Source organism: Kordia periserrulae (assembly GCF_003054265.1).
Classification (GTDB): Bacteria; Bacteroidota; Bacteroidia; order Flavobacteriales; family Flavobacteriaceae; genus Kordia; species Kordia periserrulae.
In genome coordinates, this window is the sequence record NZ_QBKT01000006.1 from 104,964 (window position 1) to 123,496 (window position 18,533).

General features: G+C 37.3%; 16 protein-coding genes. 2 read left to right on the plus strand and 14 right to left on the minus strand.

The window, feature by feature from the left end; translation table 11 throughout:
- Positions 1 to 17: 17 nt before the first annotated feature.
- From C8N46_RS13235 to C8N46_RS13285, 11 genes are all read right to left on the minus strand, one after another.
- Positions 18 to 1,277, minus strand: a complete 1,260-nt coding sequence (locus C8N46_RS13235) for a nucleotide sugar dehydrogenase (protein ID WP_108115391.1) — start codon at positions 1,275 to 1,277, stop codon at positions 18 to 20.
- Complete coding sequence (locus C8N46_RS13240; protein WP_108115392.1) at positions 1,267 to 2,262, minus strand: SDR family oxidoreductase; 996 nt, start codon at positions 2,260 to 2,262, stop codon at positions 1,267 to 1,269. The genes C8N46_RS13235 and C8N46_RS13240 overlap by 11 nt, the downstream gene beginning before the upstream one ends.
- A 105-nt stretch (positions 2,263 to 2,367) precedes the next feature.
- Positions 2,368 to 3,168, minus strand: coding sequence for a 3'(2'),5'-bisphosphate nucleotidase CysQ (gene cysQ / locus C8N46_RS13245; protein ID WP_108115393.1), 801 nt, complete (start codon positions 3,166 to 3,168; stop codon positions 2,368 to 2,370).
- A 4-nt stretch (positions 3,169 to 3,172) separates the two neighbouring features.
- Entirely contained in the window at positions 3,173 to 4,027 is an 855-nt protein-coding gene (rfbD, locus tag C8N46_RS13250) for a dTDP-4-dehydrorhamnose reductase (protein WP_108115394.1), read from the minus strand.
- Complete coding sequence (gene rfbC, locus C8N46_RS13255; protein WP_108115395.1) at positions 4,024 to 4,557, minus strand: dTDP-4-dehydrorhamnose 3,5-epimerase; 534 nt, start codon at positions 4,555 to 4,557, stop codon at positions 4,024 to 4,026. Before rfbC ends, rfbD begins: the two co-directional genes overlap by 4 nt.
- A 7-nt stretch (positions 4,558 to 4,564) precedes the next feature.
- The gene (gene rfbA / locus C8N46_RS13260) at positions 4,565 to 5,422 is read right to left on the minus strand and encodes a glucose-1-phosphate thymidylyltransferase RfbA (protein WP_108115396.1); all 858 of its coding nucleotides are present in this window, start codon (positions 5,420 to 5,422) and stop codon (positions 4,565 to 4,567) included.
- A 7-nt stretch (positions 5,423 to 5,429) separates the two neighbouring features.
- Positions 5,430 to 6,449, minus strand: a complete 1,020-nt coding sequence (gene rfbB / locus C8N46_RS13265) for a dTDP-glucose 4,6-dehydratase (RefSeq protein ID WP_108115397.1) — start codon at positions 6,447 to 6,449, stop codon at positions 5,430 to 5,432.
- Positions 6,442 to 7,521 carry a hypothetical protein gene (locus C8N46_RS13270; protein ID WP_108115398.1) on the minus strand — a complete coding sequence of 360 codons (1,080 nt, stop codon included), beginning with the start codon at positions 7,519 to 7,521 and terminating at the stop codon, positions 6,442 to 6,444. The genes rfbB and C8N46_RS13270 overlap by 8 nt, the downstream gene beginning before the upstream one ends.
- A gap of 10 nt (positions 7,522 to 7,531) precedes the next feature.
- Positions 7,532 to 9,226: a DUF6909 family protein gene (locus C8N46_RS13275; RefSeq protein WP_108115399.1), complete on the minus strand. Its 1,695-nt coding sequence runs from the start codon at positions 9,224 to 9,226 to the stop codon at positions 7,532 to 7,534.
- A gap of 42 nt (positions 9,227 to 9,268) precedes the next feature.
- Positions 9,269 to 10,768: a GH3 auxin-responsive promoter family protein gene (locus C8N46_RS13280; protein ID WP_108115400.1), complete on the minus strand. Its 1,500-nt coding sequence runs from the start codon at positions 10,766 to 10,768 to the stop codon at positions 9,269 to 9,271.
- A gap of 37 nt (positions 10,769 to 10,805) precedes the next feature.
- On the minus strand, positions 10,806 to 11,678 hold the full coding sequence (locus C8N46_RS13285) for a M23 family metallopeptidase (RefSeq protein WP_108115401.1): 873 nt from the start codon (positions 11,676 to 11,678) through the stop codon (positions 10,806 to 10,808).
- Positions 11,679 to 11,796: 118 nt separating this feature from the next.
- Here C8N46_RS13285 and tatA point away from each other — a divergent pair, with 118 nt between their 5' ends.
- Both tatA and C8N46_RS13295 read left to right on the plus strand, forming a co-directional pair.
- Positions 11,797 to 11,985 (plus strand): twin-arginine translocase TatA/TatE family subunit, encoded by a 189-nt coding sequence (gene tatA / locus C8N46_RS13290; RefSeq protein WP_108115402.1) that lies wholly within the window; start codon positions 11,797 to 11,799, stop codon positions 11,983 to 11,985.
- Between the two features lie 183 nt (positions 11,986 to 12,168).
- The gene (locus C8N46_RS13295) at positions 12,169 to 13,293 is read left to right on the plus strand and encodes a Fic family protein (RefSeq protein ID WP_108115403.1); all 1,125 of its coding nucleotides are present in this window, start codon (positions 12,169 to 12,171) and stop codon (positions 13,291 to 13,293) included.
- A gap of 22 nt (positions 13,294 to 13,315) precedes the next feature.
- On the opposite strand, the gene C8N46_RS13300 is transcribed toward C8N46_RS13295, so the two are convergent.
- The 3 genes from C8N46_RS13300 to C8N46_RS13310 form a co-directional block, all read right to left on the minus strand.
- Positions 13,316 to 15,442, minus strand: a complete 2,127-nt coding sequence (locus C8N46_RS13300; protein WP_108115404.1) for a Tex family protein — start codon at positions 15,440 to 15,442, stop codon at positions 13,316 to 13,318.
- Positions 15,443 to 15,746: 304 nt separating this feature from the next.
- Positions 15,747 to 16,733: a DUF4837 family protein gene (locus C8N46_RS13305; RefSeq protein WP_108115405.1), complete on the minus strand. Its 987-nt coding sequence runs from the start codon at positions 16,731 to 16,733 to the stop codon at positions 15,747 to 15,749.
- A 28-nt stretch (positions 16,734 to 16,761) separates the two neighbouring features.
- Positions 16,762 to 18,399, minus strand: a complete 1,638-nt coding sequence (locus C8N46_RS13310; RefSeq protein ID WP_108115609.1) for a LysM peptidoglycan-binding domain-containing protein — start codon at positions 18,397 to 18,399, stop codon at positions 16,762 to 16,764.
- Between the last annotated feature and the right edge of the window lie 134 nt (positions 18,400 to 18,533).

Here is an 18,533-nt window from a genome sequence, read left to right on the forward strand (position 1 = left end):
TTTATTTAGTATTACGGCTATAATCTTTCGGTTACTATTTGTTTTGGGAAGAAATTTTTCGCGTCAAAAATAATACATCCTGCTTTAAAAAAGGGAGTTACGTCAATTTTATTGAAACTTTTGTGCGCAACTGCCAAAATAATCGCCCTAGTGTCATTTGAAATAGACGAAACCAAGTCAATATTGTATTCCTTTTTTACTTCAGAAGCATTGACATTATCGTCAAATACTTCTACTTCAATTCCATATTCTTCCAACTCGTGTACAATGTCAATAACGCGCGTGTTTCTGATATCGGGACAGTTTTCTTTAAACGTAATTCCCAATATAGTCACTTTTGCGCCTTTGATGAGTTTTTCTTGTTTAATCATGAGCTTTACCACGCGTTCTGCGATATATTTACCCATGTTATCGTTTATTTTTCTTCCTGCTAAAATAACTTGCGGAAGGTAGCCTACACTTTTGGCTTTGTGTGTTAAATAATACGGATCTACACCAATGCAATGTCCGCCCACCAAACCTGGTGTAAACGGTAGAAAATTCCACTTTGTTCCTGCCGCTTCCAACACTTCGTGCGTGTCAATGCCTAGTTTTCCAAAAATCAATGCCAACTCGTTGACAAACGCAATGTTGATATCGCGTTGAGAGTTTTCAATCACTTTGGCAGCTTCCGCAACTTTGATAGACGATGCTTTGTACGTACCAACTGTGACAATGCTTTTGTATAAAGTATCAATCGTTTCAGCAATTTCTGGCGTGCTTCCCGAAGTCACTTTCACAATATTGTTCACTCTGTGTTTTTTGTCGCCTGGATTGATTCTTTCGGGAGAATACCCACAAAAGAAATCTGTATTAAACTTCAATCCGCTTTGCGCTTCTAAAATTGGTACGCAAACTTCTTCGGTACACCCTGGAAACACGGTAGATTCATAAATGACAATATCTCCTTTTTTTAACACGGAACCGACTAAGGTTGAAGCCGCTTCAATTGGTGTTAAATCTGGAAATTTATGTTCCGTAATTGGTGTTGGTACCGTTACAATGTAGATGTTTGCTTGCGCGATGTCTTCCGCTTTATAGGTGTATTGCAAGCTTGAAGCTTCTCGCAATTCCGCTTCGCTGACTTCTAGCGTATGATCTTTTCCTTGTTGCAATTCGTCAACACGTGCAGCATTGATGTCAAATCCGATGACTTGATAGCCTTTTTTGCTGAATTCGACAGCCAATGGCAATCCAACATATCCTAAACCTATTATGGAAAGTATTTTATTTGTCATTGGTTGCTGCTTGCTGTTTAAAAAAATCGTACGTAATGGCTAAACCATCGCGTACGCTATATTTCGGATGGTATCCTAATATTTTTTTAGCTTTTGAAATATCGGCTAGTGAATCACGTACATCACCTATTCTACTTTCGCCATGTTGTGCTTCTACAGTACTTTTTGTGATGCTTTTAATATTTTTCCACAAATCGTTCACACTGATACGATCGCCAACCGCTACATTAATTACTTCATGCTGTGTAATTTCTGCAAATAGCGCTTTCATATTTGCCTGTACTACATTTTCGACAAAAGTAAAATCTCTCGTTTGATTTCCATCACCATTGATTGTTACGTTTGTGTTATGTATTCCTGCGTTGAAAAATAGTGGAATTACGGCTGCATACGCACCTTTTACGTTTTGTTTTGGTCCAAAAACATTGAAATAACGCAATCCGACGGTATGAAAGTCAAAATGTGTTGAGAAATTGTCTGCGTACAGTTCGTTTACATATTTCGTAATAGCATACGGAGATAAGGGTTTTCCAATGATTTCCTCCTGTTTTGGCAATGCTTTGCTATCTCCATATGTACTGGAAGACGCTGCATACACCATGCGTTGTACGCCAGCATCACGCGAAGCTAATAACATGTTTAAGAATCCCGAAATGTTCACTTCATTCGTAGCAATTGGATCATTGAATGAGCGCGGAACAGAACCCAACGCCGCTTGGTGTAATACAAAGTCCATTCCCGCGACAGCGTTTTTACAAGTTCCCAAATCGCGAATATCACCTTGCATGAATTCAAAATTTGGATGCGATTCAAATTCGGCAATATTGTGTTTAAAACCTGTTGCCAAGTTGTCCAATACACGTACTTTTTTGGCGTTATGTTTGAGTAAATATGCTACCAAATTAGCACCAATAAATCCGGCACCGCCCGTGATTAAAAAACTGTACGTATGTAGGTGTGTTGGGTAATATGCTTCTTGATACATGTTGCTATTATTCGCTGCAAAACTAGCTATAAATTTTAATACTAGGAAATAATTGACTTTTCTGGGGAAATACCCTTTTTGGAAAGGGTTTTTTCCCTTTTTATTTTATCCTACTTTTCGAACAAGAAACCACGGATTTAGTAGATTTTCTTTGTTGTATTTTAGTGGTTTTTGCGTTTCTAAGTTGTAGACTTCCAATCCGACTGCGTTGCAAATGGCATGTCCAGCCGCGGTGTCCCACTCCATTGTTGGCGCATATCGCGGATAGTACGAGGCTTGTCCTTCTGCCATTAAACAAAATTTTAACGAGCTTCCCGCCATGATAAGATTGACTTCTTTGCCTTCTGTTTCCAACGAATCAATTAAGTCCAACACTTTTTGATTGGTATACGAATGACTAGAGGTGAGTGTAATTTCATCATCGCTTTCTTCCGCGGCAAATATTTGTGTAGCGTTTGGAAGCATGTCACGCGTTAAAGTATGTTCATCTAGCTGTAACTTGAATGCTTTTTTTTCTGCCGTAATGGCATAATACAACGTTTTTACTGCTGGAATGTAAATGACGCCTAACAACGCTTTTCCGTCTTCAACCAACGCAATATTTACCGTAAATTCCCCATTTCGTTTGATGAATTCTTTCGTGCCGTCTAGCGGATCGACAATCCAGCATTGTTGCCAGTTTTTGCGAATTTCATACGCCGCGTGTTCGCCTTCTTCACTTAGTACAGGAATATTGGTAGATGCCAAGGCTTTTTCAATATAAGCATTCGCGGTTTTATCAGCAATCGTAACAGGCGAATCGTCTGCTTTTTTTTCGACAGCTACAATTTGATTTTCGTAAATATCCATAATAATTCCGCCTGCATGAACAGCAGTTTCTATGGCGGTATGTAGATATTCGTTCATCAAATTATTGGTGATTTTTCATGAGATTTCGCAAACTTTCTTGCCAAGAAATCGTTTCAATAATGTTTCTCACTTTGGTTTTGTCTAGCACACTGTTTTTTGGGCGTGCTGCTTTGGTTTTATAAGTATCCACAGGTTTTAACGAAGGTTGGTCGGCTTCCGCCAGATGAAGATTTTGAATGATTTCTTTCGTAAAATCATACCAAGTGGCTTCTCCATCGTTACTAAAGTGATAGATGCCGTAATCCGTATTGTTTGTCTGGATGATTTTTACAATTAATGCTGCCAAATCGTTCGCGTTGGTTGGCGTTCCTGTTTGTTCGGTGGTAATGGTCAAATTTGCCTTTTCTTTGGCTTTTTGCACCATGGTTTTGTAGAAATTCTTCCCAAATTCTGCATACAACCACGACGTTCGAATGATAAAATACGCATCAAATACTTCTTGAATGTATGTTTCTCCTTTCAATTTAGACGCGCCATACACGCTGATTGGATTTGTGGCATCGGTTTCTACATAAGGCGATGTTTTTTCACCGTCAAATACATAATCGGTTGAAATATGGATGAGTGTTGTATTATGTTTTTTACAGGCTTCCGCCAGATGTTTTGCTGCTTCCGCGTTGACTAAAAATGCTTTGTCTTCTTCATCTTCTGCGAGTTCTACATTGGTATACGCAGCGCAATTTACACAATAATCAAAATGCTGATTTTCAAAGAATTCTTGTACTTTTTTCGTATCCGTAATGTCCAATTCATTAATCGACGCAAAGTGAAAGGCAATATCCGTATGTTGGGTTTGTATTTTTTGAATACATTGTCCTAATTGTCCATTTGCACCTGTGACCAAAACCGTTTTCATAGCGAGAGCATTTTCAGGTTTGGCAATAGTTTGTCTTTGTCAGATAGCATGATTTCATCATCATCAAGCATCCAATCTATCGCAATGTCTGGATCGTTGTAAATGATGCCTGATTCTGCTTCTTTGTGGTAAAAATTATCACATTTGTACGCAAAAATGGTATTGTCTTCCAACACGGCAAAACCATGCGCAAATCCTCTTGGCACAAAAAGCTGCTTGTTGTTTTCTGCGTTAAGAATGATGGAAAAGTGTTGTCCAAAAGTTTCAGAATCTGGACGAATATCAACCGCAACGTCTAATACTTCTCCACGAATGACACGTACCAGTTTTGCTTGTGCGTGTTCGCCTTTTTGAAAGTGCAATCCGCGCAATACGCCTTTTTGAGAAATGGATTGATTGTCTTGAACAAAATGAACTTTTGCTGGAAATTTTTGCTCGTTATAACTTTCCATAAAACTTCCTCTAGCATCCCCAAATACTTGAGGTTCTAGGACAAAACAGCCTGCTAATGGTGTGTTTGTTATTTTCAAGACCTTATTATTGTATTTCTAATAGATGTTTTCCGTAACCGCTTTTTAGCAATGGCTCCGCAAGGGCATCTAGTTGTTTTTTGTTGATGAATCCCATTCGATAGGCAGCTTCTTCAATGGCTCCAATTTTGAGTCCTTGACGTTCTTCAATGACTTGCACAAATTGCGAAGCTTGCATGAGCGAATTGAACGTTCCTGTATCTAACCAAGCGGTTCCTCTATCGAGAATACTTACGCTTAGTTTTCCTTTTTCCAAGTACACACGATTGACATCCGTGATTTCAAGTTCGCCTCTTCCACTTGGCTGGATGTTTTTGGCAATGTTCACGACTTCATTATCATAGAAATAAATCCCTGGAACTGCATAGTTTGATTTTGGCGTTTCGGGCTTTTCTTCAATAGAAATTGCATTGCCGTTTTTGTCAAATTCTACTACTCCATAACGCTCTGGATCGTGAACGTGATAGGCATAAATGATACCGCCATCAGGGTCGTTATTGGCTTGTAATAAGTCGGACAATCCTGAACCGTAAAATATGTTATCACCCAAAATAAGCGCCACTTTATCATCGCCAATAAATTCTTCACCAATGATGAATGCTTCTGCTAATCCATTCGGTGCTTCTTGTACTTCGTACTGAAATTCGCAACCGAATTGCGTGCCATCGCCTAAGAGTTTTTGGAATAATGGTAAATCTTGCGGTGTGGAAATAATCAATATTTCACGAATTCCCGCGCTAATGAGAGTTGAAACAGGATAGTAAATCATCGGTTTGTCATATACAGGCATAAGTTGCTTGCTTACTGCGAGTGTAAGTGGATGCAATCGTGTGCCTGAACCGCCGGCTAATACTATTCCTTTCATGTTTGTTTTATTGTTTTTGATATTTTTTCAAATACCATTCAATCGTTTTTAAAATACCCGATTCAAAGGTTTCTTCCGCTTTCCAGCCGAGTTCGTTTTCTATTTTACTAGCGTCAATGGCATAGCGAAAATCGTGTCCTGGTCGGTCTTTTACAAAAGTTATTTGTGCTTTGTATGAGGTTTCTTTTGGACGCAATTCGTCTAGCAGTTCACAGATAGTGTTTGCAATGTACACATTGGTACGTTCGTTTCGTCCGCCAATATTGTAGGTTTCGCCCGCTGTTCCTGTTTGATACACTAGGTGAATTCCTTTGCAATGGTCTAACACGTATAACCAATCGCGAATGTTTTTTCCATCTCCATAGATTGGAATGTTTTCACCTGTAATTGCTTTTCGAATGATGGTTGGAATCAACTTTTCATCGTGCTGTTTTGGTCCGTAATTGTTAGAACAGTTGGTTGTTACAACGTTCATTCCGTAGGTGTGAAAGTAACTGCGCACAATAAAATCAGACGACGCTTTGGACGCGCTATACGGACTATTCGGTGCATACGAGGTTGCTTCTGTGAACAATCCGGTTTCTCCCAACGTTCCGTACACCTCATCGGTTGAAATGTGGTGAAAACGACAGTTTTCATAGCCTTTTTTCACCTGATTAGGTCCGTTCATCCAATGTTTTTTAGCAACATCTAGCAAATTGAATGTTCCAAAGATATTGGTTTGGATAAACGCATCCGGATTTGTAATGGAATTGTCTACATGCGATTCGGCAGCAAAGTGAATAACGGCTTTAAAATCATACGTTTCAAACAGTTGTTCAATCAAGTTTCTATCACAAATATCACCTTGCACAAAGCTATAGTTTTTGTGCTGTTGTACTTCTTCTAAATTTGCTAAATCTCCTGCATAGGTTAGCTTATCAATATTCACAACGGTCGTACCTTGGTGTTGTTCCAAGAAATACGGAATATAGTTTGCACCTATAAATCCTGCTCCTCCCGTTATGAGTACGGCGTTTTTAGGCATTTAGTTGTTTATTTTCTGCGTATGTGTTTAGGTATTTGTTTAATTCTCTGAGTAGAATAAAAATTAGCAAGAGTGCAATTGTTACCAATGGAATTTTGTATAAATACTTATCGTGAAAATCTCTTAATTCAATTCCTTCAGAAAATGTACTTAATACATTTACTGTATTTCTATTTAATTCTTTTTCTCTTTCTATCTCAGCCAATCTGCCTAGAATTTCTTTATCTAACGTAAATAATTCTATTTCGTTTGTTTTGATACCTGTTGAACTCATTTGAATTTGTGTTTGTGCCTGACTTGTCTTTTTGGCTTCACTTCGAATGGCTTCGTTATACACACCACGTAAAGTATCAATTTTTTCTAAACGTTTTTTCAACGCTTCTTCCTCTTGTTCAAGAGTTTTGTATAATACTTTCTTTTTCGTTTTAACATAGTCATTTTCTAAATCGAGAGAAATGATTTTATCTCCTAATTTATTGAAAACATTTTTCTCTAAAGCGGCTACACCAATGCGATGCGTAGCAGCAGATGATGGACTGATGTTGTTTTTGAATTTATCAAACGTTATTTTATCAGCTACGTTAACACTATCTGTTTCTTTCATGAAAGCATTATACAACCTCAACGATTGTACTTCTGTAATGATAGGATCAATATTTACCGTTAATAGCTGATTTGCTTGACTTGGAGTAATCTCGAAAATTTCAGAAAGTCGTAAACTATCTGATTCTTGTATTAAACTATTGTAGTATTGAACGTTAGAGTATAACTGTTGTTCACTTTCATAATTCAATTTTACAGTCATATTTGCTCCATATACTTTGGGTTGTCTTGAGTCAACAAACCAACCAATAGTAATACTTAGTATTCCTATGATAACAAACTTTAACACATGTTCTCTAAATACAATTAGAGTTCGTATCAATAAATCAAGTAAGATTAGTAAAGAGTTGCGAAGAAACGCGAAAAAACGACTAAATCCGCGTCCAATCATTCTAAATAACTCGCCTAAATCTATTTCGGTAGATTTTTCTGGTTTGCTATTTTCTGTATTTTGAATATTTTCACTCATATTCGTATTATTAGTTGTTAAATAGTTGTTCTAATATTTTTCTTGTAATTAAATACGTTGGTTTTACGCCTGTTGTTCCCAATCCGCCCGAAGCCAATGTACTTCCTGTTTCTAACGGATTATCAGAAGCATAATAGGCATAACGCACTTTTACATTTTCCGTGATACTTCTACGTATTTTAGATGCCGATTGAATGGCTTTTTGATAGTGCGCACCTTCCATTTCGAGTCCAATGACATTCCAAGTAGAATCGTAAAAGAATTTTAGAATGTCTTTGTTTTGCAACGAAGTTCCCAAAACGGTAATCATAGAGCCTTCAAAGACTTGCAATCCGTGACCTTCCAAATCTTCTTTGGTCAATTCGTTTTCAAAAGGATAGTTGTCCGCAGTACCTTCAAATATATGTGCCGACGGAATCATGATATCTCCTTTTCCTCCTTCCAAAATTCCTGCTTTTCCCATAATAGAAATAGACGCTACGTTCAAGTATTCTTTTTGGGTTTGGTCGTCGCTTGTATAGGGTTTTAAAAACTCATCTATAGTTTCATAGGCTTGCTCTCCAAAGGCATAATCCATCACAAACAACACAGGTTTTTCAGCGTCACTTTCCGCACAACAGGTGTACGAGGTTTTGCTAAAATCTATTTTGGCTGTATCAAAAATTTGCACGTCAATATTGGTTCCCGATTCGTCTTTTATGTACATCATTCCCTTCTTCAACGCTTCTTTTTCTACTTTATTTCGAAGCGGACTGTTTTCAGAAGTACTCAACGCTTCAAATATATCAAATTCGTCTGTAGTGTTGAGTTGTTTTTGCAACAATTTTGGTGCAAATATAGAGTTCATCACACTGTGCATGTTGGCACTGATGATGTGAATAGGTCTGTGTAATAATTGATGGTCTTTGAGGACTTTTTTAATATTATTTGCCCAAACTTCTCCGTGAATATGATGTCCCAAACGCTCGCGCAACACAGGACTAAACGTAATAGTTCTTTTTTCACCTGTAGTCACTTCCTTGATAGCCAATTTTCCAAGCCAGTAGATAATATTTAAAAAACGCTCCGGATTTTCTTTGGTCGAAAATGTTTTGTGCGCGTCTAAAATTTCTTCAAACGTTCTGCCTAAAATATTTGCGGTATGCGTGATGGCAACTTCGCGTTCTGCTTGTGTTAGCTTTTTCTTTTTATCAACGGCTTGTGCCAATTTTACCCAATCGCGCGTAGTTTCTCCGTCTTCACTAATCAAAACACGTTCGCTAATTTTGTGCGATTCGATGAATAAAAACGTCAAATGCGTTAAAATATCGTAGATTTCCGAACGCCCGCGCGTGATTTCAATATTCATCTGCTCAGCGTCAATTCGGTAACAATTTCTACGTCTTTTTGGTGGAATGATAACTTTAAAGTGTGAATTTTTGAAACCTTCGTCAGAAGTTAAATTGATAAAACGGCATTCTTCAATGCCAACTGGCAAACGGTCAATTACGTACAATAAACCATTAATTTCCGCCTTTTTATCAGCAACAGAGCCGTAGATTTCGGGACGTAACAATAGCAACGATTCACGCAATGTTTCTCCAGAAACGCCCATCGGTTTGTAAAATCCGCGATTGAATAAATGGCGCATGGTGATATACAAACGTTCAATGGCTCCTGATGATTCTTGGGCTCTTGTTCTTTCGTGTACTTTGATGTTACTCATATAAAGTTTTTCCGCACAAAAATACAAGTTAATTTGATATTTCTAAGCTTTTTTGTGTTTCGTTAGCAATTCCGCTATTTTTCTATCGTTTGACAATCTAGGAATTTTATTTTGTCCACCCAATTTTCCAATGGATTTCATATAGTTTTGAAAGCCGTCTTTTTCAATTTTTGTGATGCGTAAACGCTGCAATATTTTCCCATCAATGAGGTCAAAATAGTAACTGTTTTGCTGTTGTAAAGAGACATCAATTATTTCTGCAAATTTTTCTAGGTCTGAGGGCTCTTTTTCAAATTCGATAAACCATTCATGATACGGCAATCCTTTTTCAGGATTTATTTGTGGCGCCACCGTAAATTCATTAATGCTTGCGCCCGATTGTTGCAAGGCGTCGTGCAAGGCTTGTTCTACTTCCTTTCCAATCACATGTTCGCCAAACGCCGAAATAAAATGCTTGATTCTACCCGAAACAATGACTTTATACGGTTTTGTAGAAGTAAACTCGATGGTGTCTCCAATATTGTACGCCCAAAGTCCCGCATTGGACGAAATAATCATGACATAATTCACGCCAATTTCTACGTCTTTTATGGTGATTCGTGTTGGATTTTCATCAAAAAACTCTTCTGCTTTGATAAATTCATAGAAAATTCCAGCGTTTAGCTGCAACAGCATTCCTTTGTCATCTTGTTTGTCTTGAAAGGCAAAGAATCCTTCGCTAGCAGGATATAATTCAATGCTGTCTACTTTTCTACCAATGAGATTTTCAAATTTGTTACAATAGGGTTCAAAATTGACACCACCATAAATAAAGAGCTTGAAATGCGGAAAAACTTCGCCTACTTTTTTGCCCGTTCGCGCTTCTATACGCTCAAAATACATTTGTACCCACGACGGAATTCCGCTAATAATCGCCATTTTTTCGTGCAGCGTTTCATTAACAATGGCTTCTACTTTGGTTTCCCAATCTTCAATGCAATTGGTTTCCCAACTTGGCATTCTGTTTTTTTGCAAATATCCAGGTACATAATGCGCTACGATTCCTGAAAGTCGTCCGAGTTTTACGCCGTTTTTTTCTTGTAATTCGGGACTTCCTTGTAGAAAAATCATTTTTCCATCTACAAAATCGGTGTTTCCCGTTTCTGCAATGTAGAGTAAAATTGCGTTTCGAGCAGCTTCTACATGTGTCGGCATGGATTCTTTAGTGATAGGAATGTATTTGGCACCCGAAGTTGTGCCTGAAGTTTTGGCAAAGTATAACGGTTGTCCTTTCCAGAGAATGTCTTTTTCGCCTGCTACAACCTTATCTACATAAGGACGCAAGGCTTCATAATCGCGAATAGGAACGCGCTTTGCAAAATCGGCATGTGAGTGAATGTTTCCAAAATCATGATCCTTTCCAAAAGCAGTATGTGCGGCGTCTTTGATGAGTTTTTGAAAGACTTTTTCCTGCGTTTGCACAGGGTTGTTTGCCCATTTTGACACTTTTCGTTGAATGTACTTTGCAAAAGGTTTCGCTAAAAGAGCTTTGATTGATTTCATGTGTGTATGCGTTCTTGCGTAAATCAGCTATCCGTTGTTATAGGGTAAAATCGATAAACGATTCTGGGTCAATAGAATATCCTTCGCTCCACAGTTCGAAGTGCAAATGCGGTCCTGTGGTCAATTCTCCTGTATTTCCAACACGTGCAATCACTTCGCCTGCAGTCACCAAATCGCCTTGTTGTTTGGTGAGTGATGCATTGTGTTTGTACACTGATATTAAATTGTTAGGATGTTCTATAATGATGACATATCCTGTAGCGGCTGTCCATTCGGAAAAAATGACCATTCCGTCTGCTGTTGCTTTTACAGGTGTATCTTTGGGTACCACTACATCTACGGCAAAGTGTTTTTCTTTCGAATTGTATTTTTGTGTAATGTCTCCCTTTACAGGAGGAAACAGTTTAAAGTTGACTTTGGCAGTAGCGGTTTCAAACAGATTGTATTTGTCTTCTTGCGCAACTTCTTCACGCAGTAATGAATCTTGTTTGCTAGGCGCTAAGTTTACATCTTCAGGATCAATTTCAAACGATTTGTACAGTGAATCTTTATTGATGTTCTCGCTTTTTATTTCTCCCGTAAGGACATTTCGAATAGAATGCAAATACACAGAGTCGCGACGCACGACTTGTTGTAGCGAGTCAATTTTTTCATTCAAGTTTATCGCCTTTTGCTTTAATGCCGTTGACGAATAGCCTGGAATGTATTCTCGCAAGGACGTAAACGCAATTAAAAACGTCGTTAATACAATGAGCAATATTGCTGAAAAAGCAACCAATACAAACACATTTAATCGTGTGAGTTTAAAAGAAATACGCTCTTCAAACGTATCTTCATTTAAAATCACTAGGCGATACTTATGCAAAAGTTTCTTTTTGAGTCGCTGCCTTTTTTGTTTATCTTTTGCCATGGATACAAACTTAAAAATAAAAATAGTAGGTTTATAGTGTATGAAAGTGTTTTTTTTGTGCTTCTGTAGCGCTAGGTATCTATTTATTTTTACCTTTGTAACTTAAATACGAATCATTATGATGTCATTACATATGTTTTTAGCCATTCCAGGAGGAACTTCAATTATCTTAATTGTGGTTGTTGTATTACTTTTATTTGGAGGAAGAAAGATTCCAGAATTAATGCGCGGCTTAGGTAGCGGAATTAAAGAGTTTAAAGATGCTACGAAAGGAGACGACGACACAAAGAAAGTAGAGAAAGAATAGGTTTCTATTTGATATAAAAAATACTAAATCCACACTATTGTAGTGTGGATTTTTTTGTTTGTATTAAAATTTAATGAGTTTTCTTAAATAAGGTGTTCTGTTATTTAAAATTAATTAAAAAAAATTAAATAACTTTGTTTTTAATTAATTAGATTTAGTAATTGTTTATAAATATTAACAATAATGAAAGATTTTTTAGCTGGTCATTATATTAGTCAAGGTTCATATAAAAGTTTCATTCCTTCTAAAATAAATCGACAATGGAAATTAGAGAGTATTGAAGTGATTGATTTATTGAGTAAAGCTGATAGACAGCTAGGAAGATTGGACATGTATTCAGAATATATTCCAAACATAGACTTATTTATAAGTATGCATGTTTTAAAAGAAGCTACTCAATCAAGTAAGATTGAAGGAACCAAAACCAATATAAAGGAAGTTTTACAGGAAAAAGAGATGATTGCAGAAGAAAAAAGAGATGACTGGGAGGAAGTTCAAAACTACATTTCGGCATTACATTCTGCTATAGAAGAATTGGAAAAAATTCCATTTTCATCAAGATTAATAAAGAATACTCACAAAATACTGTTAAAGGGAGTTAGAGGTAAGCATAAAATTCCAGGAGAATTTAGGACTAGTCAAAACTGGATAGGAGGAGCATCAATTGCTGATGCTATCTTTATTCCTCCAATACATACTGAAATACAAAGCTTAATGAGCGATTTGGAAAAATTTACACACAATGAAGAAACAATTTTTCCAGATTTATTAAAAATCGCCTTAATCCATTATCAATTTGAAACTATTCATCCTTTTTTGGATGGTAATGGTAGGGTTGGACGATTAATGATCACCTTATATTTAGTCGAAAAAAGAATTTTAAAAAAACCTATCCTTTATCTGTCAGATTTTTTTGAAAAAAACAGAAGTTTATATTATGATAACTTAATGATTGTTAGAGAAAAAAGTGATATCAAACAATGGTTTAAATTTTTTTTAGTAGGTGTCATAGAGACGGCTAAAAATAGCATCGAAACTTTTGATAAAATACTCAAGCTTCAAAAAGAAGTAGATGAAAAACTTGAAAAGTTGGGAAGCAGGATGAATAATGGAAAATTAATTATAAATTATATGTATAAACAACCCATTATTAATGCTCAGAAAGTCCAAGAGGTAATTGGTTCATCCATGCCGACTGCTTACAAAATTCTATCAGAATTGGAATCCTTGAATATATTAAAAGAAATGACTGGAGCTAAAAGAGGAAAACAATATTGGTTTCCAAAGTACATTAGAATTTTCTCGTAATGTTGTTTTTATAAACCTCGATTCAATCAATCATAGACAACTGAATTCGCTTTCTAGCTTCATCAACCTCAACCACTGTTACCACAACATGTTGATGTAGTTTGACAACAGCATTGACATCGCTGATAAATTCGTTTGCCAACTTGGAAATGTGTACCAAACCACTTTCTTTGATGCCAATATCAACAAAACAACCAAAATTGGTAATGTTATTCACAATTCCAGGTAAGGACATGCCAACTTTGACATCTGCAATGGTTTTTACATTTGGATCAAATTCGAAGAGTTTGGCTGCTTTTCTTGGGTCAACGCCTGGTTTTTCGAGTTCTTTAACGATGTCGTTTAATGTGGGCAATCCTATGGTTTCTGTGCAATATTTCTCTAATTGAATATTGTTTAAAACCGCTTTGTTACCAATCAATTCCTCAACGGAAAGCTTCACGTCTTTTGCCATTTTTTCTACAATATGATAACTTTCTGGATGCACGGTAGAATTGTCCAACGGATGTTTGGCGTCGGTAATTCGCAAAAACGCCGCCGCTTGCTGAAACGCTTTGGGTCCTAAACGCGGAACCTCTTTTAAGCTATTTCGCGACTCAATTTTTCCATGTTCCGAGCGATAATTCACAATGTTTTCCGCCAAATTCACACCAATTCCAGAAACGTAACTCAACAAGGCACTACTCGCCGTATTTACATTGACACCAACTGCGTTTACACAGCTCATGACGACAGTGTCCAATTCTTCTTTTAACTTGGTTTGATCCACATCGTGCTGGTATTGTCCCACGCCAATTGCTTTTGGATCAATTTTTACGAGTTCTGCTAACGGATCTTTCAATCGTCTTCCAATAGAAACGGCACCACGAACCGTAACATCATAATTCGGAAACTCGGCGCGTGCAATTTTAGAAGCCGAATACACAGACGCGCCAGCTTCATTCACCACAAATACTTGCAAATCGCAATCAAATTGAATTTTCTTCACAAAGAATTCTGTTTCGCGTGAAGCAGTTCCGTTTCCAATCGCAATTGCCTGAATTTTATAGGCATTGACCAGCGAACGAATTTTTTTGCCAGCCTGAGCTGTTTCTCGCTGCGGCGGATGCGGATATATATTTTCATTATGTAATAAATCGCCTTGCTCGTCCAAACACACTACTTTACAACCCGAAACAAATCCTGGATCGATTGCCAACACACGTTTTTGACCTAACGGCGCGCCTAATAATAATTGTTTCAAATTATCCGCAAATACCGAAATTGCCGTCGCATCAGCTTTGGCTTTGGCTTCGTTCATAACTTCATTGACAATCGCTGGCGACAATAAACGTTTGTATGCATCTTCAATAGCGATAAAAATTTGGTCGGTACACGATGTCACGTCAGTTTTGATAATCATTCCGTCGATAATATGTAGTGCTTCTTCTGTATCGACTTCCACTTTTAGTTTGATAACACCTTCGTTTTCGGCGCGAAGCATTGCCAACAATCGGTGCGAAGGCGTTCGATGAAGCGATTCGCTCCAGTCAAAATATTGTTTGTATTTCTGCGCTGTATCATCGTCTTTTTTTGCTTTGACTGCTTTGGTCGTTATTGTTGCTTTTCGTTGATAGAGGCGTCTTATTTTGTTCCGAACGTATTCGTTTTCGTTAATCCACTCCGCAATAATATAACGTGCACCTTCTAGCGCTTTTTCAATTGATGCTACCTCACCTTTTACAAAACGCTGCGCCGCATGTTCCACATCTTGGTGTTGTTGTTTCATGATGATTTTTGCCAGTGGTTCCAATCCGTTTTCTCTAGCAACAGACGCTTTGGTTTTGCGCTTCTTTTTAAAAGGCAAGTACAAATCTTCTAGCGCTGTCAAGGTTGTAGCTTTCGCGATTTTTTCCTGTAATTGTGGAGTTAAGGCATCTTGTTCTGCAATCGCTTTTAAGATGGCTTCGCGTCGTTTTTCAAGTTCTTCAAACGCCGTTTTCAGTTTTACGATTTGACCTATTTGCACTTCATCCAAATTTCCTGTCATTTCCTTACGATAGCGCGCTATGAAAGGAATGGTACAATCTTCGTTGAGCAATTCAATGGTTTTTAGAATGCTTCGTTCTGGCAGCGACAATTGGGATTGTATGTAGTGAAGTAAGGTCATTTCTTTTATATTGAAAATTTAAAGAATTGAATGATTTTTTAAGACTTGCAATGTACTAAAAAAGCACCTAAGTGTTCCCTTAGATGCTTTTCATTTTTTAACGTGAGTTTGATATAACTATTTTATTATGTGACTGATTACTAATAGATTATACTCAATGTCAAATCGAGCATTATCGTAGATACCGAGCTTAGCTCACGAGATTCCTTTGAAATTATCAATTCTTAGCTCTTCTCGACTGCACTCGATTTGACAATTAGTGATTTCTTAAGTCGAACTCACATTCTTTTAGTATTATCAGCTGTTATTTTTGAATCTTCAACGATTTTAGAATCGCCTCTATTTCAAACATAAAATCGCGTTTGTCTTCTGATGGTGCAAAAGTAAATCCTTCCACGACTACCAAACGATTATTGGCTTTGTCTTCTACTGCGTAATTGATAAACGGTCCTGCCATTTGATAGCCATAAATTTCCCACATTCCTTTGGTTTCAAAAGCAAATTTTCCATCGATTTCTGCTTCGTACAAATACGGCGCATAGGCTTTTTCCGTAATCATATACATCGTTTTAGGATCTTTTCCTGGCACATACGCTTCTCCGATAGAATCGCGCATTTGAATAATAGCATCAACCGTAGCATCGCCTTTTGGAATGCTTCCGTACGGCATGGTGTATGCTATGATATTCATGGTGCCATTTTTTACTTTTCGCTCGTACCAAACAAAGTTGTCTTCCTTTTTTACCATTTTGTAAACAGATGGAATGTTGAGCGATATTCCGAAAGTTTCTTCCAAGGTTTTGTCATTGCTCAATGCATTGTTGATGAATCGTTGCTTAGAAATTAATTCGTTATTTTTAAAGACTTCAATAGCACTTTCAGCATTTTCATTGAGTTGCTGAATGATTTCATCTTCCGAACCAGACACGTAAATAATTCTTTGCGGTTTGGCGAATACATTTTCGCGTACTTCGTATTGTTTCTTGTCGGACGATTCAACTAGTAATACACTTCGGTAGTGTGTGATAATTCCTTGAAAAAGCTCTGGATTGATTTGTTTTAGAGAAAATAATGGTTCTTCCATTGGCAAACCATCTGTTGGAGCTCCGTATATGTTGCGAATGCTGTCTCCAATTTTTCCTTTCCATTGATCCACATCCATAACTACAGCGAGCATGTTTACCTTTCCTGCTGATAATGGTAAATATTGTGCTGCAACGTCTTTATTTTTTGGATCTTCGCATGAAGCAAATAGCGCCAAAACGAATAAAAATAGGTATAATTTTTTCACAAGAAATCTGTTTTTAGGTTTGTTATTATTATTTAGAAACCTTGAGTTTCATGCCAGGTTTCAACTTATTCCCGCGAATATCGTTCCATTTTTGAATATTTTTCACAGAAACTCCTGGAAATTTTTGTGCAATGCTCCATAAAGAGTCGCCAGACTTGACTGTATAGGTTTTTGCATTGTTTGTATTTTTTTCTTTTTGGGATGGTTTTTTGATGGCAAAACCTGGTTTTTTAGGATAAATCGTCAAGCGTTGTCCAATTCGCAAACGATTCGAGCGCAGACCATTCCAACGTTTAATATCGCTCACACGTACGCCAAATCGTCTGGCAATTTTTCCTAAATAATCTCCTTTTTGCACACGATAACGCGTCCGTTTGTCCATTTCAAAAAGTTGCGGCAATGGTTTTTCGCGCTTTGCCAATTCTTCTTTCGCTAAGGCGTAGATGGCTTCTTCGTTATTGACAAATTTACCCACTTCTTGTACAGGCAATCGCAAGGTATAATCTCTTCCTTTTATGTGAGGAATGATGTCTAATTTGTACGCTGGATTGAAAAATTGGATGTCTTCTACTTTGACATTTAATACTTCCGAAATTTGGTCAAACGTCAGTAATTGCTTTACGCGAATGGTATCGGTAGCAAAATGCGGTACTTCTATTTTATCCACTTGAAAACCGTGTTCTTCGGCATATTCAAAAATATACATGGTTGCTAGAAATGCTGGTAAGTATCCTGCGGTTTCGCGTGGTAAGTTGGGACGAATATTCCAATAGTTTTCATAACCGCCTGAACGTCTAATTGCTTTGGAAACATTTCCTGGTCCTGAGTTGTAGGCTGCTAATGCCAAATCCCAATCGCCAAATATTTTGTATAAACTCGCTAGATATTTACACGCAGCAACTGTTGATTTTTCAGGGTCTTGGCGATCATCAACATACGAACTCACATTTAAATCGTACATTTTTCCTGTTTGATACATAAATTGCCATAAGCCTGTAGCACCAACGCGAGAACGTGCGCGTGGATTTAGTGCAGATTCTACAATTGCCAAGTATTTAACTTCTAGTGGAATGTTGTGATTTGCCAATTCTTGCTCAAACATTGGAAAGTAGTACTGACTGATTTTCATCAAGCGTTCCATAGATTTTTTGCGACGTTTTAAAAAACGGCGAATCACACTTTCTAACGATGGATTGTATTCAATATTGAACGGCGTTTTAGCGTTCAAGCGTGCCAAGCGAGCTTTCAGTGTGTCTGTTGGTAATTCTTGATAGACAACAGGTTCGTATTTGAGTTCGGAGATTTCTTTGTGAATGGTATCAAACAGTTCTTCTCCGCCCAATTCGCGCAGCCACAAACTGTCAATTTCTGCCGCCATTTGATTATCGAGCAACACATAACTTTCATTGACTTTTTGAAGTGGATTGTTTTCTGGCGCTGTTTTTAGACTGTCTAATTGTGGAAGTACCTCATCGGCAGAACGCTTGATTTCGTTTTGAGTATCGAGATAAATCGTATCAGTCATCACGGTTCTTTTTCCGTCAAGAATGACCGTGTCTTTTATGATTTTAAACCTTGGTTTTTCTATTGTTGGCTTTTTTTCATCTTCTTGTGCCATTCCCACGAAAGTGAACAATAAAAAGAAAATACTAACTAAATATTTCATGTACAAACTATTAATTTGGTGCTTTTGCATGTTTTTCTATATACAGAAACGAAATTGTTGCTAAATTCGTGTTTTTTTGTTGGATTTTGAAATTCCAGCATACGAAAAAAGTCCAACTACAGGAATTGGACTGT